Genomic DNA, 25,842 nt, shown 5'->3' on the forward strand with positions numbered 1-25,842 from the left:
TCCTCCCCGGTGCCCTGCCGGCCGGCCCGGCGGGCCGCCCCCGCCCTCATGCCGCCGCCTCGGTGGCGAGCGAGGCCGAGCACCAGCGGGCCACTTCGCACCGCTCACAGGAGCGTCCGGGAACGGCCGTGTAGCGGTCGTCCCCGTGCCAGTCGGCCACCATCGCCCGCAGGATTTCCTCTGCCGCGGTCCGGTTGGCCGAGGTGAAGGGATCGATGATCTCCAGGTCGGCGCCGCCGGGGCGCAGCACCTCCAGTTCGACCCGGGCACGGGACGGCTCACCGCCCAGGTCGCCGCGGGCGATCAGCACGACCGCCAGCGCCAATTGGGGGTAGTGCTCCAGCAGAGAGCGGTTGGGCCGCCGGTCGGTGGCGGAAGTCTTGGTCTCACGCCACACCCACGAGCCGGCGTCCCGGTAGAGCAGGTCGGGTGCGGCGATCACCACCACGTCGGCGGTAGTGTCGTGCCGCACCACCCGGGGTTCGGTCCGCACGTCCGTCCCGTCCCCGACGCACCGCAGTGGGCAGACCGCAGCGTGCCGCCGCAGCAGGAGCGCGCCGAGCGTGCGTTCGCGGTCGGGCAGGTCGAATCCGCCCGGCACCCACTCGTCGGGGACCTCCACCGTGCAAGGTCGTGGCGATCCGTGGCCGTGCCGGCCGGCGAGATAGGCGTGCAGGGCCCGGCCGCGCTCGGCCGTCACCTCGCGTTCGACGGAGTCCGCCGGGGGCAGGTGCAGGCGGCGCATGTGGTCGCGGGCCGGACAGGCCCGGTAGTTGCGCCCGTTGGTCACCGACCAGGTGCGGCGGGGCCGGTCCCGCGCCTCGACGCCCAGCAGTCCCGGCGCCGCGCGCAGGGCGGGGCAGACCGACAGGTAGGGGCATTCGCCACAGGCGGATCCGGGGCGGTACTCCCGTCCGTCCAGTACGCCGGTCAGGGCATCGGGGCCATGCTCGCGGTACCGGGCGAGCGCCTGCGCCCGGGTGCCCGAGAAGAGCTCCCGCGTACGGCCGTCGAACAGCGCGAACTCCACGATCCGTACGTGCTCCGGCGGCGGCCCCGGGGCGCCTTCGGCCACCACCAGGGCGACGACTGCGGTGAATCCGTCCGGCGGCAGGTCCCGGTTCAGGCGGTGCACGGGCAGACGGATTTCACGGTAGGCGCCGTCGGCGGAGGCCAGACAGCGGCCCCACACGGTGAAGCGGTACTCCTGGGCGTTGCGCGGATCGGGACCGGAAGGCCGGTAGCGGTACGTCCACGACTCGGGGACCTCCTCCAGGGGGCGTTCCGGGTCGGTGGGGAAGGCCGCTGCGTACGCCTTCACACCATGGTCCGTCCAGTTGCTCAGGCCGTCGTGCGGGGGCGCGGTACGAGTGCGGGGCGGGCTGTCGGAGGGCCGGGAGCGGGTGTCGCAGGCGGCCATGAAGGGGCCGAGTGCGAAGTGCTCCAACCGCTCGCGGCGCCGTGGTACGGGGTCGGACGTGTGGTAGCCGCGGGTCTTGAGAGCATCGGCGGCGGGGCACCGGAACTCTCCGTTCTTGAACATCCCGGCGGATACCGTGATGACTTCGGAGGTGCGGGTCACACCGTCGGGCGGCAGCCATGGCTGTGACATTTCCAGTTCCATTTCCATTTCCATTCGGAGGGAAGAAAGATGACCATGAGGGAGATCGAGGAGATCGGCAATGTGGAGAAGAACTACGAAGTACTGGACATGGTCGGTGACGGCGGGCAGGGCGATCTTTTTCTCGGTCGTGATCGCCGAAGTGGGGAGAGGGTGGCGCTGAAGCTCCAGAAACCCCGGGGTCTCGGCCCGGAATGCTATTTCCGCGAGGCCGGGGATGAACTTGTCGGAGAGGGTTCTCGCATGATGATGCTGACGGGAATTCAGGGGATTCCCGAAATCATCGGCTCCGGGACGCATCGAGGACGCCGGTGCCTGGTCATGGAATTCGTCGAGGGGTGCCAGCTACAGCACGTCCTGCTGGCGAAACGACCGGTCAAAGATCCCATGGTCGTCGCGTCCGTCATCGGCCAGCTGTGCGAAATTCTGGGGGAAGTGCACGACCGAGGCTTGGTGCACTGCGACCTCAAATCGGAGAACGTCATCGTCCAACCGGACGGCCGTCTCCGTCTGATCGACATGGGTCATGCGGTCATGGAGGGCGAGGCGACGTTCGAGGAGCGCGGCACGCTCGGCTGGGCCTCCCCCGAGCAGTCCGATGCCTGTCTCTCAGGTCTGACGCGGCGGGCGGACATCTTCGGGCTCGGCTGCATCCTGCTGGAGATGACCGTCATGCGGCTGCCCTACGGCGGAGTGGAGGGACGGGCGGAACAGGGCTGCCCGGTGCTGCCGGCCGACCGGCTCGCGGAGCTCCCCCCGGAATTCGCCTCCCTCGCGCTGCGGATGGTCCGGTGGGAGGCGGAGGAGCGCCCGGCGGATGTCCGTGAGGTGTTCGACGGGCTCCGCAGGCACCTGCCCGGGCCGGGCTCGCGGCCGCCGTCGAAGCGGCTGCGCCCCGACCCGACGGAGTACTACCGCACGTATGCGCCCCGGCTGTGACGGTGACCGGCGGTCATCAGCCGTCCGGGTCATCTCAGCCCTTCCAGCAGCGCCCGGACCTCGCTTACGCCCTCGCCGCCCATCAGCTCGCGCAGCACGATGACTCTCTCCAACTCCCTTACCGCTTCGTCGGTCTCACCGGAGGACACCAGGACGTCCGCGAAGAGCAGCCGCGCCTTGCTCTCGTTGGGCCGGTTCTCCTGTTCGCGGTAGATGTCGCAGGCCCGCCGGTACAGGGAGACGGCCTCGTCCCGTTCGGAGCGGGACGAATGAACCTTGGCCAGGGTGAACAGCACGTCGGCCAGGCCGTTTCGTTCCGTCGTACGCTCCAGCGCGCGCAGAGCGTCGATGCATCGGCGGAGCGCCTGCTCGTGATCGCCCCGGTCGTGGTGGAGCGCGCCGATAGCGTTCAGCGCGGCCGCCTCCCCGACCGGATCCGATGTCTCCCGGCACAACTCCAGTGCCTGGCGGAGCGCCTCCTCCGCCCCCGTCCGGTCGCCCTGCTTGCGCAGGGTGATCCCGAGCCGGTGCAGCGACCGGGCCAGACTCAGCCGGCCTTTCTCGCTGGGGTCCTCCTCGCTGAGCCGGACAGCACGACGCAGGTGGCCCACGGTCTCGTTGTACTTACCGAGCCGCCACTGTGTGCCTGCGAGCATCCGGTGGACCATGGCGCGATCGACCACCGGTACGGCGGCGGATTCCGCCACGTCGGCGGCGTGCACGAGGTTCCTCAGCGCGTCGCCGAGGAGATGGCGGTTCCACTGATAGGTGGTCAGGGCCATCGGGAGCAGCCATTCGTACCGTTCGATGCCCTGGCTGGCGGCTAATCGGATGCCACGCTGGATGGTGGCGTACTCCTTGTCGAGAAACGTCATCGCCTCCCCGAGATCCGCGAGGTCGGTGACCGTGACCCCGTCGGGCTCACCGATGTCCAGGGTGCGCTCATGGTCAAGCACTCGGTCGCAGGCACGGACGTTGTGCAGCTGGTGTTCAAGCACCTGCCGTGCGGTCGCCCGCTCGATGTCCGCCGTCTCTCCGTCCGGCCCCGGCCGCATGTGCTGGCGGGCGAAGGCCCGTACGAGGTCGTGCAACCCATAGCGGTCGCCCTGGTGTTCCACCAGGTTCGCCGCCACGAGCTCCACCAGGGCCCGGTCGGTGCGCGCGCCTTCGCCCGCCGCCCTCCCGAGGTCCATCACCGCCTCCCAGGAGGCGCTGGGTCCGGGGTGGACAGCGAGCTGCCACAGCAGCAGCCGGGCCTCTCCGCTGAGTACACGTACGGAGCAATTCAGCGCGGTACGGACCGACAGTTCGTACTCCGGCAGGTGCAGGGTGTCCAGCTTCGCCCGCTCCTCCTCCATCTCCCGCACCAGGGCCGGGATGGTGCGCAGCGGACGGGCGCCGCCTTCCAGGAGGCGGGCCACGACCACGAGGGCCAGCGGCAGCCGGCCGCAGAGACGGACCAGCTCGCTGAAGGGCCGGGCGTAGATCGCCCGGTCCTTGGCCGACACTTTCTCCTGGAGCACCTCCAGGGCGTCCGCCTCTTGCAGCGGCTCCATCTTGCGGAACAGCACCTTTCTCTCGGACTGCAGGCGCAAGAGGTCGTTGCGGCTGGTGATGATCACGGCGCAGGTGCCGTCTCCGGGGAGCAGTGGCAGCACCTGCTGGGCGCTGAGCGCGTCGTCGAGGACGATGAGTACCGAGCGGTGGGCCAGTGCCGACCGCAGCGCATTGCTCTTGCTCTCCGGTCCCGTCACCGTGGCGTAGGGTGGCAGCACTGCTAGAAACCCGTCCAGGACCTCGTCCGGTTCGGCGGGCCGCACATCTCCGACGGCGAACCCGTTCAGTTCGGCACGGAGCACCCCGTCGGGGAATCGCTCCCGCAGCTGGCAGGCGAGCTGGTTGGCCACGGTGCTCTTCCCAACCCCCGCCATACCGCTGATGAGGACCAGCGCCAGATTGCCGGCGTCCTGTTCCTCGCGCACGGCCTCGGCGAGGCCACCGATCAGTTCGTCCTGCCCGACCGGCCTGCGTACGCCGCCGGGCAACTGGTTCGGTACGGGCGGGAGGAGCGTCCCACGCCGCGAGTGGGCAGCGCCCCGGACTTCGTCGATAGCGCTCTGCACATCGTCGTCCGGCCTTCCGTTGTGCTTCGTCCACTCCTTGATGAGCCGTTCACGCCGGAGCTCCGGCAGGTCGCTGTGGGCAAGTAGGTAGAACCGGAAGATCTGGGGCTGTTCCGGTGCGCGCTCGAACCATTTCTCTGTCTCCTCTCGGAGCCATTTCTCCTCCCTGGCCTTCCAAGCGGCGTCCAGCCGGGCGTACACGGCGGCCAACAACTCGCCCCGCAACTTCTCCCGGCGCAGCTCGAAGCCGCTCTCGGCCAGCCCACGCAGGGGATCGCCGCCGTCCCACTCCGCCAGAGCCGCGCCGAGTTGCTCGAACCGCTCCGAATAGTTCAGCAGCCCTGCGGCTCTCGTCACCCGAGCGCGGAAGCGGAGCAGGTCGACGCTGTCCGCCGGCAGGCGGAGTGTGCAGTAGCCCGACTTGCCGCCATGGGGCACGACCTCCGGGCCCAGTTTCTTCCGCAGGTCGGAGATGGCACGGTCCACCCGGCCGCCAGCATTCTCGTCGCCCTCCCAGAGAACTTCGGCGATCTCCTTCCTGGTGCATCGGAAGCCCGGTGACGTCGCCAGAAGTGCGAACAGCGCGACCGCCTTCGAATTTCCGAAGGCCCTCTTACCGCCGCCCCCTTCGGCGCTGACCGGGCCCAGCACATGCCCCTCCATCGTCCTTCCCTTCTCCTCGCCGGAAGCAGTGGTCCGGCCCCTGCACGGCACCCCCTTCATGTGTGCACTGCGGTGTGTCCCTTCACACTCCCTTGCTCCTTCACGCCCCCAAGGCTCAGTTTTCCCTCAGTTTCGACTCTGCGGGCTTCACCCGTCCCCGGGCACGATGGCGCCAGCCGCTCGCAGAAGCGCGAGATGGCAGCACAGCTATCCATCGACCATCAGGAAGGAACTGCAGGCCTTATGAACAACCGCCAGCGAAACCGCCGGGCGATCCGTCTGCGCCAGTCGCCGGGCTGGCCGCCGAGCCGCCGTCGGCGGGCGGTCAGCCGGACCGAGGACACCACACCGACGACCCCGCCCACCGAGACGCCGGACGCCTCGCCCTCCGAGACCGCCTGAGCTCCACAGGTCGTGGGCGCCCGCCCAGGCGGGCGCCCACCCTCCTCGCCCCACCCCTGCGAACGCCTACGGTCGGCGAGCTGTCGGTCTCCCTGCACCTGTCACACGCTCGTGGTCGAAGGCGGCGATTCCTGGTCGACATGACTAATTCCGGATACGTACGCATCAAAGTGGGGCACCTGAGACCCCTCCCCGTTCCATCCGCATTTGGGGCCATGTGACCGTCCTGCGGAGCTTCAGTCCGTCCAGCGCATCGACACTCTCAGCCCAGAAAGAGGATATTTCCTGATGTACTCATCAATCACCAGTATGTTCGCCTCGGTGAGGCGGCACTTCGACGACCCTCGGGTCCGCGACGTGGTCCTCGTGACCGTTCCTTCCGGCACTGAAGGCGCGGAGCCGGTCCGGCTGACCGCCGCCGAGACGCATGAGGCCCTGTACGGGCCGAACTCCGACCCTCAGTTCGCCGCCGCGGTCTGGAGGGAGGTACTCCGCACCGCGCCGAGCGACCTCTCCCCACACGGCACGGGGAAGCTCCTGGCGATCTGGCTGACGCTGCCCCGGTTGACCGGGACGGTCTATCGGGTCTGCACACGCCTGCGTGCCGACAGGTCCGACGTGGAGGCCGAGATGGTCTTGGCCCTCCTGGAGGAGCTGGCGGCCCCGGACGCCGCGAACCGGCTCTCCGACTCGTCCCTTATCCGCGCGGCGCGCACCAGGGCATGGCTCTTCGCCCGCGGCGGTCTGCGGGAGCTTCCCTCCACCCAGGTCGAGCGTATCGCCCAGGACCACGCTCTCACCGCTTCCGACGAGGAGACGGACACTCAAGCCGAGGAGGGCCTGGACGTGCAGGTCAACCGTCCGGACGGCCCGGACGGGCTGCGCGCACCACTGCGCTTCCGGGTGCGCCCGGAGCATCTGCGCAAGGGTGTCTTCGCCGGCATCAACGACGGGGGAAGGGGCCGTTCGACGCACGGCGGCCGCTGGAGGAAGCGGCGGTCCGGATGCCTCGTCGGCACCCGTAGGACCCGCCCTGCGGGGAGGCGAGGATGAAGGACCCGGGAGAGGGCCGACTCAGTTTCACCGAGATGTTCGACCTGCCTGTCGCGGTGGATCTGCGGACGGCGGCCCGAGCGCTCGGGATCGGCTCGACGACCGCGTACCGGCTGATCCGTGAGGACGAGTTCCCCTGCCCCGTCCTCCGTGTCGGAGGCAGGTACAGGATTCCGACCCACGAATTGATGCACGCCCTGGGAATCGAGGATCGCCCGCTGTACAGAGTGGACCCCGAGCTGGACGCGGGCAGCCCGGATTCCAGCATCTGACCAGGAAAAAGGGGGACCTCATGTCTCCCACCACTGTGCGGCCCGCGGCTCACGCCGCGGGCCGCATGGCCACGCTTCTCCACGCCCTACCCGGTCCGCCACCCGATGATGGCCCGCAGGGTACCGCCCGTCCCGCGACCAAGGCACGGTCTTCGGGAACGAACTCAGATGATCCTTACGAAGGTGCGTCAAGGTATGGGACACGTCAGAGCACGGCCAAGCGAAACCGGGTCCCGGCCGGCACCGAGCGGCACGACTGCTCATGTGAAGGCGGACGGGCCGCTTGTAGCAGCTCAGGGCGACGGCATTGACCTCCCTCACGGCACCGGCCACCATCGCAGTAAAGCTTCATCTGCAACTACCCCTGCCTGTAGGTCTCCAGCAACCGCCGCAAAACACACCGCAGTGGGGTCAAGGGTCGACGGTACGGCGCGTACGCCCGCTCAGGCCGGGCGGAGGCCCGTGGTCAGTGACTGGACCACCATGTCGGCCCCCTGGGCGTTCGTCAGCTCCGGCATCTCGTGCGCGGCCATGGTGGTGAGATGAACGAGCAGTGAGCGGGCCCAGCGGTCGGGAAGCCCGGGGCGGATGACACCTTCGCGCACAGCGCGGTCCATGAAGCCGTCGAGCCGCTCCAACAACCGGCGGAGACGATCGGCCCCCGCCTCGTCCTGTACCTGCCGCACGTCCACCGGCAACCGTCTACTGACGGCGATGATGCCTTCCGCATAGCGGTGCAGGGCGACCAGCACGGGCGCCTCGGTCAGTCGCGCCTCGGCGACGACCTGCTCGCAGGCATCGAGCTTGGCGGTATGGATTGCGGCCAGGAGCTCCTCGCGCGTGGTGAAGCGGCGGTAGACGGTGCGCCGGTCGACCCCCGCCGCCGTCGCGATCGCCGCGATGCTCGCGCCTGGGTCGGCCGCCAGCAGGCGCGCGCCGGTCCGGAGGACCGCGTTCAGGTTGCGTTCCGCGTCAGCTCTCATCGTGACCCGGAGTCTACGTGGAGCGGCAAATGAATCATCAATCACCCCATCACTGTTGCGCACCCTCGATAAAACGCCTCATAGTTGTGACACTTGATGCATTCGACGTGTCTGTCGCAACGTCTGCTCTCAGACAGGAGTCACGTGTGAGCCCGGTCCGCCTGTCCGTGAAACTCAAGGAGGCCCTCGATGCCCGGATCTTCGTCACTGTGGCGACCCTGCGGCCCGACGGGAGCCCGCACCAATCGGTGGTCTGGATCGGGAGGGAGGGCGACGAGCTCTTCCTCGTGACCGGCGTCGACAAGATCAAAGTTCGCAATCTGCGGCACGATCCGCGGCTGGGCGTCATGGTGAACCCGCCGGACGAGCCGTACGGGTACGCGTCGATCAGCGGCACAGCCCGGTTCGAAAGCCCGGGCAGCCGCAGGCGCCTGGACCAACTGGCCGTCAAGTACACCGGCATGACCTACGCCGAGCACAACCCGGAAGCCCACACGGCCCTCCCGGAACTGGTGACCGTCCGTATCACTCCCGAGAAGATCGCGGCCCGGTTCCTGTGAGCCGGGGGGCACGAGCGAGGAGTACCGCGGTGAAGACCTACGTCATCACCGGCGGCACGGACGGCATCGGCGAGGCCATCGCCCGCACCTACCTGGACCGGGGACAGGAGGTGGTGGTGGTCGGACGCAACGCGGAGAAGGGCGAGGTATGGCTGGAGACCGCGCGACGACGCGATGCGGCCTCCCGGGCACACTTCCTCTGCGCCGACCTGAGCCTGCTGTCCGAGACCGGAGCACTGCTCGACACGCTCCGTTCGTCCTTCGCGAAGGTCGATGCCCTAGTGCTGTGCGCCCGGCACTTCCGTACCACCCGTCTGGTCACGGCCGAGGGTTTCGAGAACACCTTCGCCCACTTCTATCTGAGCCGATTCGTCCTGAGCCACGGGTTGACCGGCCTCCTCGACTCGGCCGATGCCCCGGTCATCGTCAATGTCGCAGGGCCCGGCGGCACAGGGAAGATCCACTGGGACGACCTCCAGTTCACCCGGGAATACGACGGGCACACAGCTCTCACCCAGGGCGGCCGGCTCAACGACCTGCTCGGCGTCGCCTACGCGGACCGCCGGCCAGGGACGAACGTGCGGTACGTCCTGTTCCACCCGGGAACGGTCAGCACCGGATTCTCCGGCGAGTACACCCCGGACGCCCTCGCCCAGATCGCCGACATCCGCAGAATCGCCCAACCGGTGGAAGAAGCCGTGCTCCCGATCATCCGGGTGCTCGACAGTCCACCCGACACCGCACTCAGCGCCTTCGTCCGGTATACACCCCTCCTCACACAAGGCCCGGGGTTCTCGGCCGAGCAAGCCCGCCGACTACATCTGTACACCGAGGGGGTGCTGGCGGACCATGCCCTAGTGCTGTGAACCGCGGGCCCACGGCAAACCTTTCCGGTCACAGCACTAGTCACGAGGAGCAGTTGACACTGCGCACTGTGCGTGCGGCCTGAGCGACGGTCAGTCCTGCCGGTACGCCTCCAGCAACCGCCGTAAAGGACACACCATAGCCGGACCGATGGAGGAACAGAAGACAGAAAGCCGAGGGGCGAGGTGACCTGGCTCGCCGAAGCCAAAACGGCTGTCACCGCGAAGGTTCCCGCGCCGGGGGCCCGGCTCCTCGTCTATGCCGACGAGGTCGCTCATCCGGCTCTTGGCCTCGCCGCCGATGCCCTCGTTCGCGAGCGCGTCGCCCGTGTTCCTCCAGGTCTGCTCGGACTGGGCCGTCGCCCGATCGACGGACTCGCGGCTGCAGTCCGGGGTGAGGTAGTCGGGTTTGAGGACCTCGCCCCAGTCCTGTTTCGTGATCTCGTCCTCGGAGGCGTGCGGGTTCCCGGCACCGGCCCCCCAAGACGTAGGGGTCCAGAAAGGAGACATCGAGTGCGACCACCCGGATGAGCTGATCGCCGACTTCGACCAGGTCAACGGCCCGCCCGATCCCGAAGCCAGGTTCGCCGAGTGGGCCGGGCTCACTGGGACCCGCATGCCTGCGCCTCCGCCAGGTACCGCGCCACCGGTCCCATGGTCAGCATTCCGCTCGCGGCGCCGGCGTGTTCCGCACGGGCGCCGCGCAGGACGTCCGCGGCGCGGGCGGCGGCTTCGCGGTCGCCGAGGCGGGCGGCCGCGCGGGCGGTCAGGCACCACAGGGCCTCCTGGAGGTGGTCATGCGGCGGTTCGGGGGCGGCGGCGAGGGCTGTACGGGCCTCGCCGACGCGGTCCTGTGCGAGCAGCACGAGGGGCCGTACCCAGGGCAGGTACGGACCCCAGTCGAGACGCGGGTCGGTGGGCGCGGGCCGGTCGTGCAGCAGGCGCAGCCCCAGCAGGGCGAGCGGAAACAGACCGCGGTGCAGTCCGGGCATTCCGGCCGTGCGGAGGGCGTCCTCGCAGACGCGGTAGTGCGCTGCCGCCGTGGCGGCGGTGGGTCCGCCGGGTTCGGTGCTGCGGGCGGCCGTGGCCCGGGCCCTGAACCACCCGGTGAGGACGGGGACGAGGGGCGCCTCGGTGGCGGCGGCGAGCTGTTCGGCGGCCTCGGCGTGCGAGGCCGCGGCGTCCAGGTCACCGAGGGCCGAAGCGGACTGCAGACGGATGAGCCGGCCGAGTACGGCGAAGTCCGGCAGCTCGTGCCGGGTCGCCAGGCCGAGGATCTCGGCGCCGGTCCCGTCCCGTACCGCCGCGAGCCCGGGACGGGTGAAGGACTGCAGGAACACCCCGTTGAGGGCGAAGGCCAGCAGGGCGGGGTCGGCCAGGTTCCGCGCCAGGACCTCGGCCTGCCGGGCCGCCTCGTGCGCGCGTCTCAGCCCACTCGCGGACAGATCGGCGCTGCGGCTCTCGACAGCGATCGTGGCCAGGAGACGGCCGCGCAGATCGTCGGGGCCGCCGGGGCCGAGCGCGGTGAGGGTGCGCTCGGCGGCCGCGACGACGGCGCGGGACTGCCCGGGGTCGTCGGCCCGGCTCCAGAGGGCGGGTACGTCGTAGGCGCCGATGATCCGGGCGGTCAGGGAGGGGTCTCCGGTGCGTTCCGCCGCCCGGACGGCGGCGAGGCGGTCGCGCCGTGAGTGGACGAGGGCGTCACCGCCCGCCAGTGCGAGCGTGCGGGCCAGCGTCACGGTGGTGCGCGGGCCGAGCCGGACACCCGTACCGGTCCACGCGGCCGATACACCTTCGGGGGGCGCGGATCCGCTGAGGATGTCCCGCTCCAGGCGCTGAAGGTCGGAACCGGGGTCCAGCCCGAGCTGATCGACGAGCATCGTGCGGGCGCGGCGGAGGGTGGCCAGCGCGTCGGCCCGGCGGCCCGCCCGGTGCAGCGCGCGGGCCAGCAGTCCCCAGGCCGGCTCGCGCCATGGATGCTCGGCCACATGAGCGCCCAGCCCGGCGACGAGACCGGCCCCTTCCCCGGAGTCGAGGAGGATACGGGCGTGCAGTTCCACGCCCTCCAGCCGCAGTTCCTCCAGCCGGATCCGCTCGCGCAGCGCCCAGGGGGAGTCGGGCACATCGGCGTAGGCAGGCCCGCGCCAGGCCGCGAGTACCGTACCGAGACCGGTCACCGCACCGGGTGCGCCGGGGTCGCGGCGGGCCCGGGCCAGGGTGTCCTGGAACCGGTGGACGTCCACGTCCTCGCGCGGCAGGCGCAGGACGTAGCCGGGGCCTTCGGTGACGATGACGCGCGGCGGGCTGCGGGGCGGCCGGTCGGGTTCGAGGGCGCGGCGCAGCGCGGCGACGAACGTGCGCAGGGCGCCCACGGCGCGGGCCGGCGGATCGGTCCACAGGTCGTCGACCAGGGTGTCGGTGGTCACCATCCGTCCCTCGGCGGCGACGAGCCGGGCGAGTACCTCGCGATGGCGGGGTCCACCCAGATCAATCGGGCTGCCGTCGTCGCGGAGGGCCCGCACGGCGCCGAGCACATCGATTCGCATGTCCCCATCCTCGGTGCCGGGGGCGGCCGGGCCCAACCGTACTGATCGGTTGCTGATCGCCGTCGCCCAGGCTGATCCGGTCGGTTCCCCCACTCGAAAGGACGGCCTGTCATGACACTCGCCATTCCCGGCACCATTCCCGGCTTCGACCACCTTCGCCTGCCCGGCGCGGACGGTACAGAGCTGGCTGTCGCCGTCGGCGGCAGCGGCAGCCCGCTCGTGCTGCTGCACGGGTTTCCCCAGACCCATCTGATGTGGCGGCACGTCGCCGAGCGGCTCGCCGGGGAGCACACGGTGATCTGCCCCGACCTGCGGGGCTACGGCGCCAGCGACAAGCCGACGGCCACCGGACCCGAGGTGTACGCCAAGCGCGCCATGGCCGCCGACACCGTTGCCCTGGCGGCGGCGCTCGGTCACGACCGCTTCGCCCTCGCCGGGCACGACCGGGGCGCCCTGGTCGCCTTCCGGGCGGGTCTTGACCACCCGGATACCATCACGCACCTGGGCATCCTCGACACCGTACCGACTCTCGACATGTGGAACGTCCTGCACGGCGTCCCGGCGGCGGTCGGTTACCACCTCTTCCTCATGGCGCAGCCACCCGGTCTGCCGGAGACATTGATCGCCAACAGCGCCGACTCCTTCTTCGGCTCGTTCCTCGACGCCTGGGCGAACGACCCGGCCGCGATACCGGAGGAGGTAAGGACCGAGTATCTGCGGGCGAGCGCGGCGGCGGTGCCGTCGGTCGTCGCGGACTTCCGGGCCTCGGCGGGCATCGATGTCGTGCACGACCAGGCGGACCTGGACGCCGGGTCGCAGCTGGCCATGCCCGTGACGGTCGTCCAGCAGGACTGGGGCGCACAGCTCGGCTACGACGCCGCCGGGGTGTGGCGGGCCTGGGCACCGGACCTGGACCACCGATTGACCCGATCGGGCCATTTCATGGCCGAGGAGGCCCCCGACGAGATCGCGGCGGCCCTGCGGGAGCTGCTGGCCCGCTGACCTCCCCCGCGGGCGTGTCACGGTGTGGCCGAGCGGCGCCGTCGGCCCTCCGGCGCGCGTCTGTACCCCGGACGCCCCGGCGCGGGGCCGCGGGCCTCGGTCAGGCCCTCAGGGTGTCCCGTCGAGCACGGCGACCGCCGCGAACTCCACCAGCTGATCGGGGATGACAACGCCGCCCGGGCCTTCCGCCTGTTCTCCCTGCCGCGGCTGCCGGCCTTCTCCGTGCGGACCTCCGCCGCGCTGCTGGGAACCAAGCAGCGCGACGCCGAAGGCGTCGCCGAACACCTCGTCGACGCGGGCATGCTGGAGGGGGTCGGCTATGTCACCTACCGCTACCACGACCTGCTGCGACCTCCCGGCCGCCGGTCGGGACAGGACCCGGACCAGGCCCGTCTCGGTCCGCACGATCGGGGCGAGAGCCCGGGGCCCGGAGTCGGCCTCCGTCCCGGGGACGACGACGGCGGCGGCCAGACCGGCGAGCACCGGGCCCACCAGCAGGGCGGGCAGTTCTCGCACGTCGTTTCATCGCGCTCTCCCGCACACGGGGCGGTGAGGTCTCAGCGCCGCCCGGCGATCCCGTCGCACGCCCGTGCACGCCCCAGCCCCCAGCCCCCACCGTCCGCCTGCCGCCCTTGAGTCCTCCGGGATATCCCCGGCCGCCGTCAAGGACACGCCGGAGTTACCCGCTCGCACCGCCGCCCGGGATGTTCGCCTTCGCGGCCTGCCTCAAGGTCCTGCCACCGCCGACGCGACACAACCGTGGCAGAGAGGCCAAGGACCAGGTCACCGCGGGCTCGGGCGAGCCGGGATGCCTCTGCCGACCGACATGTCCTGGAAGGGCCGAGGCGGCACCGGCCAAGCATGAGCCCGGCTTCCGCGCGCTGGTCGGCGACGGCGAGGTGAGAACTCTGCGGGCTCGTCGAAGTCGGCGAGGAAGCCGCCGACGGTCACCCCTGCCTGTACGTCTCCAGCAACCGCCGCAAAGGACACACCGTAACTGGAACAGCCGCCCCTCGGGAACAGTCCCGAAACCGATTATTTCGTCTAATTTACCCCCTGGGCACTCAGGGCTGGAGGCTTAAAAGTTACACAAACTTCAACATTGCCCCCTTAAGTAATCATCAAGTGGTATAGGCTCATCACTGCATTTCCACTCTTCAGGCCGACTCACAGAGAAGAGCATCGATGTCTATCACCCCTCGAGGCATGTCGATCCAAGAGGCTTACAATCTCTACCGAGGGGAAAAGTTGATTGTAAATCGAAATTACCAAAGAAAGCTCGTTTGGGGAGTAGACGAAAAGATTCACTTGATCGATAGCATCCTAAAGGGGTTTCCCATCCCTCTTTTCCTGCTTGCCGAAACAGCGGACGGTGACTTCGAGATTATTGATGGCATGCAAAGACTCGATGCCATTTTCAGCTACATCGAGCAAAAATACGCCATTCAAGACGGCGACGTCGGGCGCTTCTTCGATCTGAAAGAGTTCTCGCGTGCACGCCAGTTGGCCGAGGCTAGAGCATTCGAACCCGAGGCGGGAAATCCGGATCTTCTTCCAGCGAGCAAGTGTGCAGATTTGCTTGATTATCAACTTGCAGTGACCGTATTCGACTCAAAAGACGAAACTCAGGTGACTGAGGTATTTCGGCGTATTAATTCAGGAGGTCGCCAACTCAGCGCCCAAGAGAAAAGGCAAGCAGGCGTGGTGAGCGATTTTGTTCGAATGGTTAGAGGTCTGGCTTCTGACTTTAGATATGATGGGTCACCTGACGTACTTCCCCTCACAAAAATGCCAGCCGTTTCGATCGACTCTGCACGCGAAAGGCTCGGATATGGTATCGCAGCAGAGGAGACATTCTGGTGCGGTCTGGGTGTCCTGAACCCTCGTCAGCTGCAACAGAGCGAGGACGAGCAACTCCTGGCCGACATCTGCATTTCTGTTGTGAGGGGTAATACATTCAGCGTTAGCTCTGATGTTCTTGATAAATACTTTGACCCGACTACACCCGAGAGCCAATCACTCACGATCGATCTAAGCTCCTACGGAACTGAAGCCTTGGCCAACGACGTAAAAGCCGTACTGGGCGCCATGAAAACCATGGTGGAATCCGAACGGCCGGGAGTCAATGGAGCTTTCCGATCTCATGTAAGTACCAGCAGTTTCACTTCCGCAAAAACGCCGTTCTATGCAGTATTCATGGCATTCTACGACCTGATAATCAGGCAACAAAAGCAGCTGGTGGACCCTAAATCCGCATTTGCGGCAATTCGAAAAGTGTCCGCCAAGTTGACGCCTAGCAGAAATACAACAACCGAACAACAAAGACAAGAGAATATCGACATCGTTCGTGGTCTCCTAGAAAAACACTTCGTCAGCGCACCACGACCCGCACTCGCGCACGGACCCGCCATGGAGATCGAGTTTCCCAGTATTATTAGGCGAGCCCCCATAGAAAGTGCCCGCTATGAATTTAAGCAAGGAATAGTATCGCTAGCCAGGAAGCGGCAAATTGACGAGCGCTTCCTTGGGAAACTGCCGAAAATAATCTCGGCTATCGCAAATGTGGGACCCGAAGCAGATGGCTACATAGTCTTCGGTGTAGCCGACACTCAGAGCGACGCAGAACGAGTTGAACAACTCGACTCCATCACCCCTCTCCGCATGGGAATGCAACTACTTGTCGGCATCGACAGGGAATGCAGAGCCCTTGGAATTCAACTTAGCGATTACACTCGAAGAATACTTAGTTCGGTACAGAAATCTCCGCTAAGCGAACCCTTGAAGAGCGCCGTGCTGGCCAACGTGGACACAATATCGTACTCCGGCCGGGCTTATGTAATTGTTAGAATTCCCGCACAGTCGGAGCTTTCTAGCTATGACGATGAATACTACACTCGCGATGGCGAAGATCTGCGAAAAATGACGATTAGCGAAGCCCTGGCAACCTCTAAGCGATTCAAGTGAGCTTCTTCAGGCGGGTCACCGCGCGGCGTGGCGAGCAAGCTCCCGAGCAGTTGACTGCCGCTGCAACCTCCGCCCGGCCCCAACGTGTCCTGATCTCCCTGCACGAACACACCGCCCTCGCCAAGCTCTCGGGGTCGGGTTCGGCATCAGCAAGGCCACTGCCCACACCTACATACAGCGTCACCGAACTCCTCGCGGCGACGGCATCGTCGCTGGCCCGTGCGCTGGGCCGGGCCCGAGTACGTGCTCATGGATGGGACGATCGCCGGGTACGACGCAGTCGGGAACGGCCGGGCCGACTACTCGGGGAAGGCTCGTCGACTCAGTGTGAACATCCAGGCCGTCGCCGACCCGACCGGAGAACTCATTTGGTACTCACCCTCCCCGCTGGACCGGAACATGGGCATTACCGCCGCACGCACCCACGGCATCATCACCGTGTGTCAGCGGCTGAAGATCCCGGTCCTCGCCGACAAGGCATACGAAGGCACCGAGGACACCTTCTCCACGCCCTTCAAACAACACTGTGGCCAAGACATCACCACCTGCCAGGCCGACGTCAATATGGCGCACTCTCTAATCCGAAGCCCTGTCGAGCTCGTTTTTGCCCGGCTCAAGCAGTGACGCATCTTCCATCGCGCTCGCTGCAGACCGAACCTGCTCACGTCAAATCGTACAAGCCGTACTCACCTTGGAGCGGCACCGCTGAAGAAGCTCACTGCGATCGACTCGCTCGTCCTGCAGAACTGCTCCATCGCTTTGATCCCTAACCCCCGCCTCGGCGCTGCTCCCATAAGCAAGTAATAGCGCAGCAAGACCGAGAGTCGTCAGCTCCTACGACACCATGAGTTCAACCTTGGTAACCCCGATACACCTCCAGCAGCCGGAGCCAGATCTCGCTGATCGTCGGGTATGACGGGACCGCGTGCCACAGGCGGTCCACGGGGACCTCGCCGACCACCGCGATCGTCGCGGAGTGGAGCAGCTCGCTGACGGCGGGGCCGACGAAGGTGGCGCCGAGGAGGATGTCGCGGTCGAGGTCCACGACGAGGCGGGCGTGGCCGCGGTAGCCGTCGGCGTAGAGGGCGGCTCCGGCGACCGATGCGATGTCGTGGTCGACGGCGCGGACGCGGTGGCCCGCGGCCTCGGCCTCGGCGAGGGAGAGGCCGACGGAAGCGGCCTCCGGGTCGGTGAAGACGACCTGGGGGGCGCCCGCCGTGTCGGCGGTGGCGCTGTGGGCGCCCCAGCGGTCGGTCTCCAGCAGGGGGACGCCCTGGGCGCGGGCGACGATCGCGGCGCCGGCGATACGGGCCTGGTACTTGCCCTGGTGGGTGAGGAGGGCGCGGTGGTTGACGTCGCCTACGGCGTAGAGCCAGTCGCTGCCGTCGACCCGGAGGGTGTCGTCGACGTCGAGCCAGGAGCCGGGGGTCAGGCCGACGGTGTCCAGGCCGATGTCGTCGGTGCGGGGGGCGCGGCCGGTGGCGAAGAGGACCTCGTCGGCCTCGACGCGGTCGCCGTCGGCGAGGACGAGGGTGACGGGGCCGGTGCCTCCGTCGCGTACGACGGCGGTGACGTCGGTGTTCAGCCGGACGTCGGCGCCCGCCGCGGTGAGGGCGTCGGCGATGTGTTCGCCGACGAAGGGCTCCATCCGGGGCAGCAGTCCCCCGCCGCGGACGAGCAGGGTGACCCGGGAGCCGAGGGCCTGCCAGGCGGTGGCCATCTCGACGCCGACGACACCGCCGCCGACGACGGCGAGCCTGCCGGGCACGGCGCGGGCGCTGGTCGCCTCGCGGCTGGTCCACGCCCTGGCCCCGCCGAGCCCCGGGAGGTCGGGCAGGACGGCGCGGCTGCCGGTGCAGACGGCGACGGCGTGGCGGGCGGTCAGGACGTGGTGTTCGCCCTCGGGGCTCTCGACGACGACCTCGCGGGGGCCGTGCAGCCGTCCCCGGCCCCGGTAGAACCGCGCGCCGGTGGAGTCGAGCCAGGCGACCTGGCCGTCGTCGTTCCAGTGGGAGGTGAACGCGTCGCGGTGGGCGAGTACGGCCTCCGCGTCGAGCGGTCCGCCGACCGCTTGGCGCACCCCGGGTACCTTGCGGGCGTCCGCGCGGGTGATCGCCGGACGCAGCAGGGCCTTGCTGGGCATGCACGCCCAGTAGGAGCACTCGCCGCCGACCAGCTCGCTCTCCACCACGGCGGCGCTGAGCCCGGCCGCCCTGACCCGGTCCGCGACGTTCTCACCGGTGGGACCGGCGCCGATCACCACGACGTCGTACTCCACGGGGTCCGGCCTCGTACTGTCCATGGTGTCCGGTGTCCTTCCCTGCGCCACGCGCGCACAGCCCGCTCACAGAATGTCCTGATGTCCAGTTTCTGTCGATCATCACACAGACTCATGGCTCCCGTCGGGGTTGAACGGGCCGCGGCGGGCAGGAATAGCCGGGTCGGGGGCGCCGTTGTCCCCAGAGCCGGTGCGGGCCGTTTCGCCCGGAAAAGGAAAAGGAGCATGTCATGAGCACGGTTGAGCTCACCAAGGAGAACTTCGACCAGGTGATGTCGGAGAACGACTTCGTCCTGATCGACTTCTGGGCTTCCTGGTGCGGCCCGTGCCGGCAGTTCGCGCCCGTCTACGAGGGCGCGGCCGAGCGTCACCCCGATCTGGTCTTCGGGAAGGTCGACACCGAGGCGCAGCAGGAGCTGGCCGCGGCGTTCGACATCCGGTCGATTCCGACCCTGATGATCGTCCGCGAGCGGGTCGCGGTCTTCGCCCAGCCGGGCGCGCTGCCGGAGGCGGCGCTGGAGGACGTCATCGGCCAGGCGCGGGCGCTCGACATGGACGAGGTGCGCCGTTCCGTGAAGGAGGCGGAGGCCGCCGGGGGCGGGGAGAAGTAGGCCGTACGACGGTGAGGTGCGGGCGGCGCGGCGGGCCTTCGGGTCAGTCCCGCCCCGCGTCCACCACCCGTACCGACAGTCCGTAGTCCAGTTCGGCGCCGTCGACCAGGACGGCCTCGACGGTCCGGGTCACCGGGTCGATGTCCGCGACGACGCCGTGGCCCGCGTACCGCGGATAGCCGGACGCCCCCCACTCGCCCGTCGCCTCGACGACGGCGGAACGGATGGCGTCCTGGGCCAGTTGCGCCGCGTCGTGTCCCACCACGTGCTCGGGCACGACGAGGATCTCGTAGCGCTGCGGTTGTGTACTCATGCGAGTGACGGTAGAGGGGCGGGCCGGTCGGCGCACCCGGACCCGCCCGCCGCACCCACCGGGGGTCAGGTCGATTCGCGGTGTATCGCCCGCGCCCCCATCAGATCGTGGACGACCGGCTCCTCGCCCGGCTCGCGCACCACCCGGTCGACGAGCTCGGCGAGCCGCCGGCCGGTGACCAGGTCGATATGGACGGTGCTGAGCCGGGGCCGCTGGAGCCGGCCGAGGAGCAGATCGTCGGCGCCGATGACGGCGGTCTCCGCGGGGACGGCGATGCCCTCGTCCTTCAGGGCGCGCATGAGCAGCACGGCGTAGTCGTCGTTGTACGTGAACACCGCGTCGAGGCCCAGCCGCCGCCAGCGCGCGGCGAGCGCGGCCGCCGGTTCCTCCTCGTAGGACAGCGGAAGCGCCTCGATCCGGGCGCCCGCGGCGGCCGCGGCCCTGCGGGCGCCCTCGATCCGGGGCTCCGAGAACCGTTCGAGGCCGGTCTCCTGCGGCATCACGACCCCGATGGCGCGCCGTCCTCGTTCGACCAGATGGGCGACAGCCCGGGCGCCCACCTCCCGCTGGTCCATGACGAAGCAGTGGGCCCCCGCGACCCGCCGGGAGCCGAGGGTGACCACGGCCCGGGCGCCGGAGCGTTTGAGGACGTCGACACCGTGCGGGGTCAGTCCGACCTCACCGAGGGCGACGACGGCGACGGGCCGCAGTTCGGCCCAGGCGCGGGCGGCCTCGTCGCCGTCGAGCCCGAGGCCGCCGTACTGGACGACGGTGTAGTCGAGGCGGCGCAGCGCCGCCTGGAGTTCGGCCAGGAAACGCCCGTAGAGGGGTCCGGCGGGCAGGGTCGCGGGCGGCAGGACGACCATCCGGGTGTGTCCGGCGCGCAGGCTCCTGGCCGCCGCGTGGGGCACGTATCCCAACTCCTCGGCGGCCTCGCGCACCCGGCGCCGGGTGGGCTCGCTGATCCGCACGGACGCGGTGTTGTTGAGGACGTACGAGACGGTGGCCCGGGAGACCCCGGCTAAGCGGGCGACATCGGCGCTGGTGGGTACGGAACGGTCCGCGGTCTGTTTGGGTGTCTGGCTCATCGCTCTCGGTATCTTTCCAGAACGACCCTGCACAACGTCGGCCGGTTGGCCGGATTAGGCGCCCGTGATATTCGGACCAACTGCCTTGCGGGTAAGGGGTGTTCCGTGTGACACCGGGACCGCGGCGGGCCCGGCCGCTCAGCCGGTCCGGTCGGACCCGAGGCCGGTCCCTTCGGACCCGAGTCCGGTCCCTTCGGACCCGAGTCCGGTCCGGTCGGACCCGAAGGCGGCCTCGAAGGCGCCGATGGTGCTCCGGGTCTTCGTCCGGTCCAGCACCGCGAACTCCACCTGGTCGAAGTGGCGGGCGAATCCGCCCTCGCCGGTGAGCAGCGCCCGGAAGGTCCCGGCGACGGTCGCCGGGTCGTTGCGGAAGACGCCGCAGCCCCAGGCCCCCAGCACGATCCGGCGGTAGCCGCGGTCCACGGCCACCTCCAGCACCCGTTCGGCGCGGGCGGCGAGCGCGGCCGGGACGAGGTGGGCGCGTTCCGGCTCCCGCCGGGCCACCACTCCCGCGTTGGGCGCGGGCGAGGTGAGGAAGCCCACCGTGCGCGGGGTGTCGAGGAGGCGGTCCTTGTGGTCGCGGAAGACGGGCACGGCCGGTGAGTGGATCACGCGGTCGGAGTAGAGGGGGTCGCGGTTCTCGCGGTGGTACGCGTAGTACGCGGGCGCCCGCAGCAGGGTGGCGTGGAGCGCGGAGGCCCGGCAGAGCGCCTCCTCCTGCGCCTGGGCGCCGTTGACGTAGCCGCCGCCGGGATTGCGGGCGGAGGCGAAGTTGAGTACGGCCACCGGGTCGGGGGCCTCGGCGGCCAGCCGCAGGGCGGCTGCGGTGCTGCTCGCGCCGGTGACACGGATCCGCGTCACCCGGTCGGTCCCGGGGGTGACGGTCAGAGGGGCGGGCCCGTACAGCCGGGTGCCGTCGAGGGCCTCGGCGAGCCGGTCCCCGAGGGCGACCACATGCCCGCCCGGGGCGTGATAGCGGCCCGCTTCGACGATTTCCTGGTTCTCACGGGCGATGGCCCGCAGTCGTGCGCTCATCCCCGCCATCCTCTGTGACCTGCGAAGACGGCGGCAAACGGTTTTCCCCGGCGGGTGCGGTCCCGGGCGGTCCGACGCCGGTCCTGGTCCGGGCGCCCTTGTGCGGCCGGGTGAGGGTGGCTTTAGGTTGGCAGGGGTGCCTTCACAAGAGGAGCCGTCATGCGACCTTCCGAAGCCGGCGACCCCGCCCGGCCCATCAACGAAGCGGAGGCGGAGGATCTGCTCCGCTGCATCTGCTTCAAGACCGGCCCGCCCCGCGCCCTCGGCGTGGAGCTGGAATGGCTCGTCCACGAGAAGCGCGACCCCCGCCGCCGGGTCCCGGCAGACCGGCTCACGGCGGCCCATACGGGGGCCCGTTCCCTGCCGCTGACCTCGGCCGTCACCGTCGAACCCGGCGGGCAGCTGGAACTCAGCTCGGCCCCGGCCGCCTCCCTGATGGAGTGCGTCGACACCGTCGCGGCCGACCTCGGCGCCGTCCGTGCCCTGCTGGAGCGGGACGGGCTCGGCCTCACCGGAATCGGGATCGACCCCTACGGCACGCCCCGGCGGCTGCTGCGGGAGCCCCGCTACGACGCCATGGAGGCCTATCTCGACCGCACCGGTGCCTGCGGCCGGGTCATGATGTGCTCGTCCGCTTCGATCCAGGTCTGTCTGGACGCCGGAGAGGAGGAGCCGGGCCCGCTGGGCCTCGGCAGGCGCTGGCGGCTGGCGCATCTGCTGGGCGCGGTGCTGACCGCCGCGTTCGCCAACTCGCCCGTGCTGGAGGGCCGTACCACCGGCTGGCGCTCCACCCGGCAGGCCGTCTGGGCCCAGCTGGACGCGGTACGGCCGATCGCGCCGCCGCTCGACCGCGAGCCCCGGTCGGCGTGGACCGCACATGTACTCGACGCGCCGGTGATGGTCGTACGGTCCCCGGGCGACGGGCCCTGGGAGCGGCCCCGCGGCCTGTCCTTCCGCCGGTGGATACGTTCCGGGACACCCCGGCCGCCCACCCGGGCCGACCTCGACTACCACCTGACGACGCTCTTCCCGCCGGTACGCCCGCGGGGCCATCTGGAGCTGCGGATGATCGACGCCCAGCCGGGCGACGACGGCTGGCAGGTGCCGCTCGCGGTCACCGCCGTGCTCTTCGACGACCCCGAGGCGACCGAGCGGGCCTACCGGACGGTGAAGCCGCTGGCCGAACGGGCCGGGCCGCGGCCCGCGCCGCGCAATCCGCTCTGGCTGGACGCCGCCCGGCACGGACTGGCCGACCCCGAGTTGCACGGCGCCGCCGTGGCCTGCTTCGAAGCGGCGCTGGAGGCGCTGCCCAGGGCGGGCGCTTCGGGCCGGGTCCGGGACGCGGTGGCCGACTTCCACGAGCGCCATGTCCTGCGCGGCCGATGTCCCGCCGACGACCAGCCACCGCCGTCCCACGGGAAGGAGCCGGGAGCGTGACCACCGACGACACCGCGCGCCGCGGAACGGAAGGGGCCGGGGAGCCGGAGCCCGCGCCGGACGGGCTGCGGCGCCGCGCGCTCGACGCGCTGACCGCCGCCCGCACCCGTACCGCCCTGCTGACCGACACCGTCGACGACGGCGAACTGACCGCCCAGCACTCCCCCCTGATGTCGCCCCTGGTCTGGGACCTGGCACATATCGGCAACCAGGAGGAGCAGTGGCTGCTGCGCACGGTGGGCCGCCGGGCCGCCCTGCGCCCCGAGATCGACTCCGTGTACGACGCCTTCGAGCACCCGCGCGCCAGCCGCCCCGCCCTGCCCCTGCTGCCGCCGCCCGAGGCGCGCCGCTACGCGGCCGAGGTCCGCGCCCGGGTCGTCGACGTCCTCGGTACCGTCCCGCTGGAGGGCGGCGGTCCGCTGACCGACGCGTCCTTCGCCTTCGGGATGATCGCCCAGCACGAACAGCAGCACGACGAGACGATGCTCATCACCCATCAGCTGCGGAGCGGCCCGGTGGCGCTCACCGCCCCGGAACCGCCGCGCCCGGCGCTCGCCCCCGGACCCTTCGGGCCCTTTGAGGTCCTTGTGCCCGGCGGCCCGTTCACCATGGGCACCTCCACCGAACCGTGGGCGCTGGACAACGAACGGCCCGCGCACCGGCGGGACGTCCCCGCCTTCTTCCTCGACACCGCCCCGGTGACCTGCGGCGCGTACCGGGCCTTCATCGACGACGGGGGCTATCGCGACCCCCGCTGGTGGGCGGCCGACGGCTACGGGCAGATCCGGCGGCACGACATCGGGGCCCCGCTGTTCTGGCGGCGCGACGGCGGGCAGTGGCTGCGCCGCAGGTTCGGTGTCGTCGAGACGGTCCCCGACGACGAGCCCGTCCTCCACGTCAGCTGGTACGAGGCCGACGCCTACGCGCGCTGGGCCGGCCGGCGGCTGCCGACGGAGGCCGAGTGGGAGAAGGCGGCCCGCCACGACCCGGCGACCGGCCGGTCCCGCCGCTTCCCCTGGGGCGATACCGACCCCACCCCGGAGCGGGCCAACCTGGGCCAGCGCCATCTGCGGCCCGCGCCCGCCGGCAGCTATCCGGACGGCGCCTCACCGCTCGGCGTGCGGCAGCTCATCGGCGATGTGTGGGAGTGGACGGCAAGCGATTTCCTGCCCTATCCGGGGTTCGCCGCGTTCCCCTACCGGGAATACTCGGAGGTCTTCTTCGGCCCCGCCCACAAGGTCCTGCGCGGCGGCGCCTTCGGTGTCGACCCGGTGGCCTGCCGGGGTACGTTCCGCAACTGGGACCTGCCGGTGCGCCGCCAGATCTTCGCCGGGTTCCGTACCGCCCGGGACGTCTGATGTGCCGCCATCTGGCCTATCTGGGGCCGCCGCTGCCGCTCGGCGAGGTGCTGACCGCCCCCGCGCACAGTCTGCTCCGCCAGTCGTGGGAGCCGCGCCGCCAGCGCCACGGCACGGTCAACGCGGACGGCTTCGGCGTCGGCTGGTACGCGGACGGGGACCCGGTACCCGGCCGCTACCGGCGCTCCGGGCCCGTCTGGGCGGACCCGTCCTTCGCCGATCTGGTCCGGGTGGTCCGCGGCGGCGCCTTCCTGGCGGCCGTCCGGGACGCTACGGTGCCGGGCGCCGACGGCGAGGCGGCCGCGGCACCGTTCGCCGCCGGGCCCTGGCTGTTCAGCCACAACGGCGCCGTCGCGGGCTGGCCGCGTACCGTCGCCCCGCTCGCCGCCGCGCTGCCCGCGGCGGATCTGCTGGCGCTGGAGGCCCGCTGCGACGCGGCGCTGCTGTGGGCGCTGGCGCTGCGGCGGCTGCGTGACGGCGACGAGGCGGGTGAGGCGCTGGCGGCGACCGTGTACGAGACGGCGGGTACGGCACCGGGATCCCGGCTCAATCTCCTGCTCACCGACGGCGCGACGGTCACGGCCACCGCCTGGGGCGACTCCCTGTGGTATCTGACCGGGCCCGGCGCGCCCGGCGGCGGCACGGTCGTGGCATCGGAGCCGTACGACGACGATACGCGCTGGCGCGAGGTCCCCGACCGCACCCTGCTGCGGGCCACCTCCGCCGATGTCCTCCTGACCCCCCTCAAGGAGCCCTCCCCGTGAGTCCGTTCGTCCTGACCCGCACCCTGCCCGATGACGCCACCGGCGCCGCGCTGCGCGCCGATGTCCGGAAGGGGCTGACCGCCCTGCCCAAGACCCTGCCGCCGAAGTGGTTCTACGACGCCCGGGGCAGCGCCCTGTTCGACGAGATCACCCGGCTGCCGGAGTACTACCCGACCCGCGCGGAGCGGGAGATCCTGCTCGACCGCTCCCCCGGGATCGCCGCCGCGACCGGCGCCGCGACCCTGGTGGAGCTGGGCTCGGGCTCGTCCGACAAGACGCGTCATCTGCTGGCCGCGCCCGGCGGGCCGCGGAGCTATGTGCCGGTGGACGTGAGCGAGAGCGCGCTGACGGGGGCGGCGCGTACCCTGCTCGCCGAGCGACCCGGTCTCGCCATCCACGCGCTGGTGGCGGACTTCACCGCCGGGATCGAACTGCCGGAGACCCCCGGGCCCCGGCTGGTGGCGTTCCTCGGCGGCACGATCGGCAATCTGCTGCCGGACGAGCGCGCGCTGTTCCTGGCATCGGTACGGGCGCTGCTGGCGCCCGGTGACGCGTTTCTGCTCGGCACCGACCTGGTGAAGGACCCGGCGGTCCTGGTCCGGGCGTACGACGACGCGGCGGGGGTGACGGCCGAGTTCAACAAGAACGTGCTGCGGGTGCTGGCGCGGGAGCTGGACGCGGACGCCGACCCCGGAGACTTCGACCATGTGGCCCTGTGGGACGCGGACCGGGAGTGGATCGAGATGCGGCTGCGGGCCCGGTCCGCCCTCACCGTGAAGATCCCGGAGCTGGGGATCGCGGTGCCGTTCGAGAAGGGCGAGGAGGTACGGACGGAGGTGTCGGCCAAGTTCCGCCGGGAAGGGGTACGGGGCGAGCTGGCCGCGGCCGGTCTGGAGCTGACCCACTGGTGGACCGACCGCGCGGGACGGTTCGCGCTGTCGTTGTCGTCACCGGAGGGCTAGCGATG

At 69.9% G+C, this 25,842-nt stretch carries 24 protein-coding genes; 14 read left to right on the plus strand and 10 right to left on the minus strand.

Annotated features, from left to right (window positions below; genetic code table 11):
- Window positions 1-46 precede the first annotated feature (46 nt).
- Window positions 47-1,612 (minus strand): PD-(D/E)XK nuclease family protein, encoded by a 1,566-nt coding sequence (locus ACFXG1_RS08035; protein ID WP_384710956.1) that lies wholly within the window; start codon window positions 1,610-1,612, stop codon window positions 47-49.
- Between the two features lie 45 nt (window positions 1,613-1,657).
- Here ACFXG1_RS08035 and ACFXG1_RS08040 point away from each other — a divergent pair, with 45 nt between their 5' ends.
- A complete protein-coding gene (locus ACFXG1_RS08040) occupies window positions 1,658-2,560 on the plus strand; it encodes a serine/threonine protein kinase (RefSeq protein ID WP_384710953.1) in 903 nt (300 codons plus the stop codon).
- A gap of 29 nt (window positions 2,561-2,589) precedes the next feature.
- Here ACFXG1_RS08040 and ACFXG1_RS08045 read toward each other — a convergent pair whose 3' ends face one another.
- Window positions 2,590-5,346, minus strand: a complete 2,757-nt coding sequence (locus tag ACFXG1_RS08045; protein WP_384741653.1) for a tetratricopeptide repeat protein — start codon at window positions 5,344-5,346, stop codon at window positions 2,590-2,592.
- Window positions 5,347-5,589: 243 nt separating this feature from the next.
- Between ACFXG1_RS08045 and ACFXG1_RS08050 the strand changes: the two genes are divergently transcribed.
- The 3 genes from ACFXG1_RS08050 (at window position 5,590) to ACFXG1_RS08060 (ending at window position 7,073) form a co-directional block, all read left to right on the plus strand.
- Window positions 5,590-5,748 carry a hypothetical protein gene (locus ACFXG1_RS08050; protein WP_384710944.1) on the plus strand — a complete coding sequence of 53 codons (159 nt, stop codon included), beginning with the start codon at window positions 5,590-5,592 and terminating at the stop codon, window positions 5,746-5,748.
- Window positions 5,749-6,036: 288 nt separating this feature from the next.
- Entirely contained in the window at window positions 6,037-6,801 is a 765-nt protein-coding gene (locus ACFXG1_RS08055; protein ID WP_384741655.1) for a hypothetical protein, read from the plus strand.
- Window positions 6,798-7,073: a helix-turn-helix domain-containing protein gene (locus tag ACFXG1_RS08060; protein WP_384723372.1), complete on the plus strand. Its 276-nt coding sequence runs from the start codon at window positions 6,798-6,800 to the stop codon at window positions 7,071-7,073. Before ACFXG1_RS08055 ends, ACFXG1_RS08060 begins: the two co-directional genes overlap by 4 nt.
- Window positions 7,074-7,516: 443 nt before the next feature.
- Here the strand turns inward: ACFXG1_RS08060 and ACFXG1_RS08065 are convergent, their stop codons facing one another.
- Window positions 7,517-8,056, minus strand: coding sequence for a TetR family transcriptional regulator (locus tag ACFXG1_RS08065; RefSeq protein ID WP_384721706.1), 540 nt, complete (start codon window positions 8,054-8,056; stop codon window positions 7,517-7,519).
- 146 nt (window positions 8,057-8,202) lie between these two features.
- On the opposite strand from ACFXG1_RS08065, the gene ACFXG1_RS08070 reads away from it, so the two are divergent.
- Together ACFXG1_RS08070 and ACFXG1_RS08075 are read left to right on the plus strand one after the other, a co-directional pair.
- Window positions 8,203-8,616: a PPOX class F420-dependent oxidoreductase gene (locus ACFXG1_RS08070; protein WP_384721709.1), complete on the plus strand. Its 414-nt coding sequence runs from the start codon at window positions 8,203-8,205 to the stop codon at window positions 8,614-8,616.
- 29 nt (window positions 8,617-8,645) lie between these two features.
- Window positions 8,646-9,482: an SDR family NAD(P)-dependent oxidoreductase gene (locus ACFXG1_RS08075; protein WP_384721712.1), complete on the plus strand. Its 837-nt coding sequence runs from the start codon at window positions 8,646-8,648 to the stop codon at window positions 9,480-9,482.
- A gap of 90 nt (window positions 9,483-9,572) precedes the next feature.
- On the opposite strand, the gene ACFXG1_RS08080 is transcribed toward ACFXG1_RS08075, so the two are convergent.
- Window positions 9,573-9,989: a hypothetical protein gene (locus ACFXG1_RS08080; RefSeq protein ID WP_384721714.1), complete on the minus strand. Its 417-nt coding sequence runs from the start codon at window positions 9,987-9,989 to the stop codon at window positions 9,573-9,575.
- 92 nt (window positions 9,990-10,081) lie between these two features.
- Window positions 10,082-12,025, minus strand: a complete 1,944-nt coding sequence (locus ACFXG1_RS08085) for a BTAD domain-containing putative transcriptional regulator (protein WP_384741658.1) — start codon at window positions 12,023-12,025, stop codon at window positions 10,082-10,084.
- 111 nt (window positions 12,026-12,136) lie between these two features.
- Here ACFXG1_RS08085 and ACFXG1_RS08090 point away from each other — a divergent pair, with 111 nt between their 5' ends.
- On the plus strand, window positions 12,137-13,027 hold the full coding sequence (locus ACFXG1_RS08090; RefSeq protein ID WP_384741660.1) for an alpha/beta fold hydrolase: 891 nt from the start codon (window positions 12,137-12,139) through the stop codon (window positions 13,025-13,027).
- 108 nt (window positions 13,028-13,135) lie between these two features.
- On the opposite strand, the gene ACFXG1_RS08095 is transcribed toward ACFXG1_RS08090, so the two are convergent.
- The gene (locus ACFXG1_RS08095; protein ID WP_384713021.1) at window positions 13,136-13,543 is read right to left on the minus strand and encodes a hypothetical protein; all 408 of its coding nucleotides are present in this window, start codon (window positions 13,541-13,543) and stop codon (window positions 13,136-13,138) included.
- A gap of 669 nt (window positions 13,544-14,212) precedes the next feature.
- Here ACFXG1_RS08095 and ACFXG1_RS08100 point away from each other — a divergent pair.
- The gene (locus tag ACFXG1_RS08100; protein WP_384741662.1) at window positions 14,213-15,991 is read left to right on the plus strand and encodes a DUF262 domain-containing protein; all 1,779 of its coding nucleotides are present in this window, start codon (window positions 14,213-14,215) and stop codon (window positions 15,989-15,991) included.
- 249 nt (window positions 15,992-16,240) lie between these two features.
- Entirely contained in the window at window positions 16,241-16,615 is a 375-nt protein-coding gene (locus ACFXG1_RS08105) for a transposase family protein (RefSeq protein WP_384713027.1), read from the plus strand.
- Window positions 16,616-16,841: 226 nt separating this feature from the next.
- Here ACFXG1_RS08105 and ACFXG1_RS08110 read toward each other — a convergent pair whose 3' ends face one another.
- Entirely contained in the window at window positions 16,842-18,293 is a 1,452-nt protein-coding gene (locus tag ACFXG1_RS08110; protein WP_384741665.1) for a dihydrolipoyl dehydrogenase family protein, read from the minus strand.
- A gap of 206 nt (window positions 18,294-18,499) precedes the next feature.
- On the opposite strand from ACFXG1_RS08110, the gene trxA reads away from it, so the two are divergent.
- Window positions 18,500-18,880: a thioredoxin gene (gene trxA / locus ACFXG1_RS08115; protein WP_384741667.1), complete on the plus strand. Its 381-nt coding sequence runs from the start codon at window positions 18,500-18,502 to the stop codon at window positions 18,878-18,880.
- Window positions 18,881-18,923: 43 nt separating this feature from the next.
- On the opposite strand, the gene ACFXG1_RS08120 is transcribed toward trxA, so the two are convergent.
- From ACFXG1_RS08120 to ACFXG1_RS08130, 3 genes are all read right to left on the minus strand, one after another.
- Window positions 18,924-19,193 carry a hypothetical protein gene (locus ACFXG1_RS08120; protein WP_384724422.1) on the minus strand — a complete coding sequence of 90 codons (270 nt, stop codon included), beginning with the start codon at window positions 19,191-19,193 and terminating at the stop codon, window positions 18,924-18,926.
- Between the two features lie 65 nt (window positions 19,194-19,258).
- On the minus strand, window positions 19,259-20,281 hold the full coding sequence (locus tag ACFXG1_RS08125) for a LacI family DNA-binding transcriptional regulator (RefSeq protein ID WP_384741669.1): 1,023 nt from the start codon (window positions 20,279-20,281) through the stop codon (window positions 19,259-19,261).
- 138 nt (window positions 20,282-20,419) lie between these two features.
- Window positions 20,420-21,316 (minus strand): TIGR02452 family protein, encoded by an 897-nt coding sequence (locus ACFXG1_RS08130; protein WP_384715587.1) that lies wholly within the window; start codon window positions 21,314-21,316, stop codon window positions 20,420-20,422.
- Window positions 21,317-21,475: 159 nt separating this feature from the next.
- Here ACFXG1_RS08130 and egtA point away from each other — a divergent pair, with 159 nt between their 5' ends.
- The 4 genes from egtA to egtD are packed head-to-tail and all read left to right on the plus strand — an operon-like array spanning window position 21,476 to window position 25,837.
- On the plus strand, window positions 21,476-22,753 hold the full coding sequence (gene egtA / locus ACFXG1_RS08135) for an ergothioneine biosynthesis glutamate--cysteine ligase EgtA (RefSeq protein ID WP_384715590.1): 1,278 nt from the start codon (window positions 21,476-21,478) through the stop codon (window positions 22,751-22,753).
- On the plus strand, window positions 22,750-24,111 hold the full coding sequence (gene egtB, locus ACFXG1_RS08140) for an ergothioneine biosynthesis protein EgtB (RefSeq protein WP_384741671.1): 1,362 nt from the start codon (window positions 22,750-22,752) through the stop codon (window positions 24,109-24,111). The genes egtA and egtB overlap by 4 nt, the downstream gene beginning before the upstream one ends.
- Window positions 24,111-24,875, plus strand: coding sequence for an ergothioneine biosynthesis protein EgtC (gene egtC / locus ACFXG1_RS08145; protein ID WP_384741673.1), 765 nt, complete (start codon window positions 24,111-24,113; stop codon window positions 24,873-24,875). The genes egtB and egtC overlap by 1 nt, the downstream gene beginning before the upstream one ends.
- On the plus strand, window positions 24,872-25,837 hold the full coding sequence (gene egtD / locus ACFXG1_RS08150; protein WP_384715599.1) for an L-histidine N(alpha)-methyltransferase: 966 nt from the start codon (window positions 24,872-24,874) through the stop codon (window positions 25,835-25,837). The genes egtC and egtD overlap by 4 nt, the downstream gene beginning before the upstream one ends.
- Window positions 25,838-25,842: the final 5 nt, after the last annotated feature.

It is taken from the genome of Streptomyces sp. NPDC059248 (assembly GCF_042753905.1).
Taxonomy (GTDB): Bacteria; Actinomycetota; Actinomycetes; order Streptomycetales; family Streptomycetaceae; genus Streptomyces.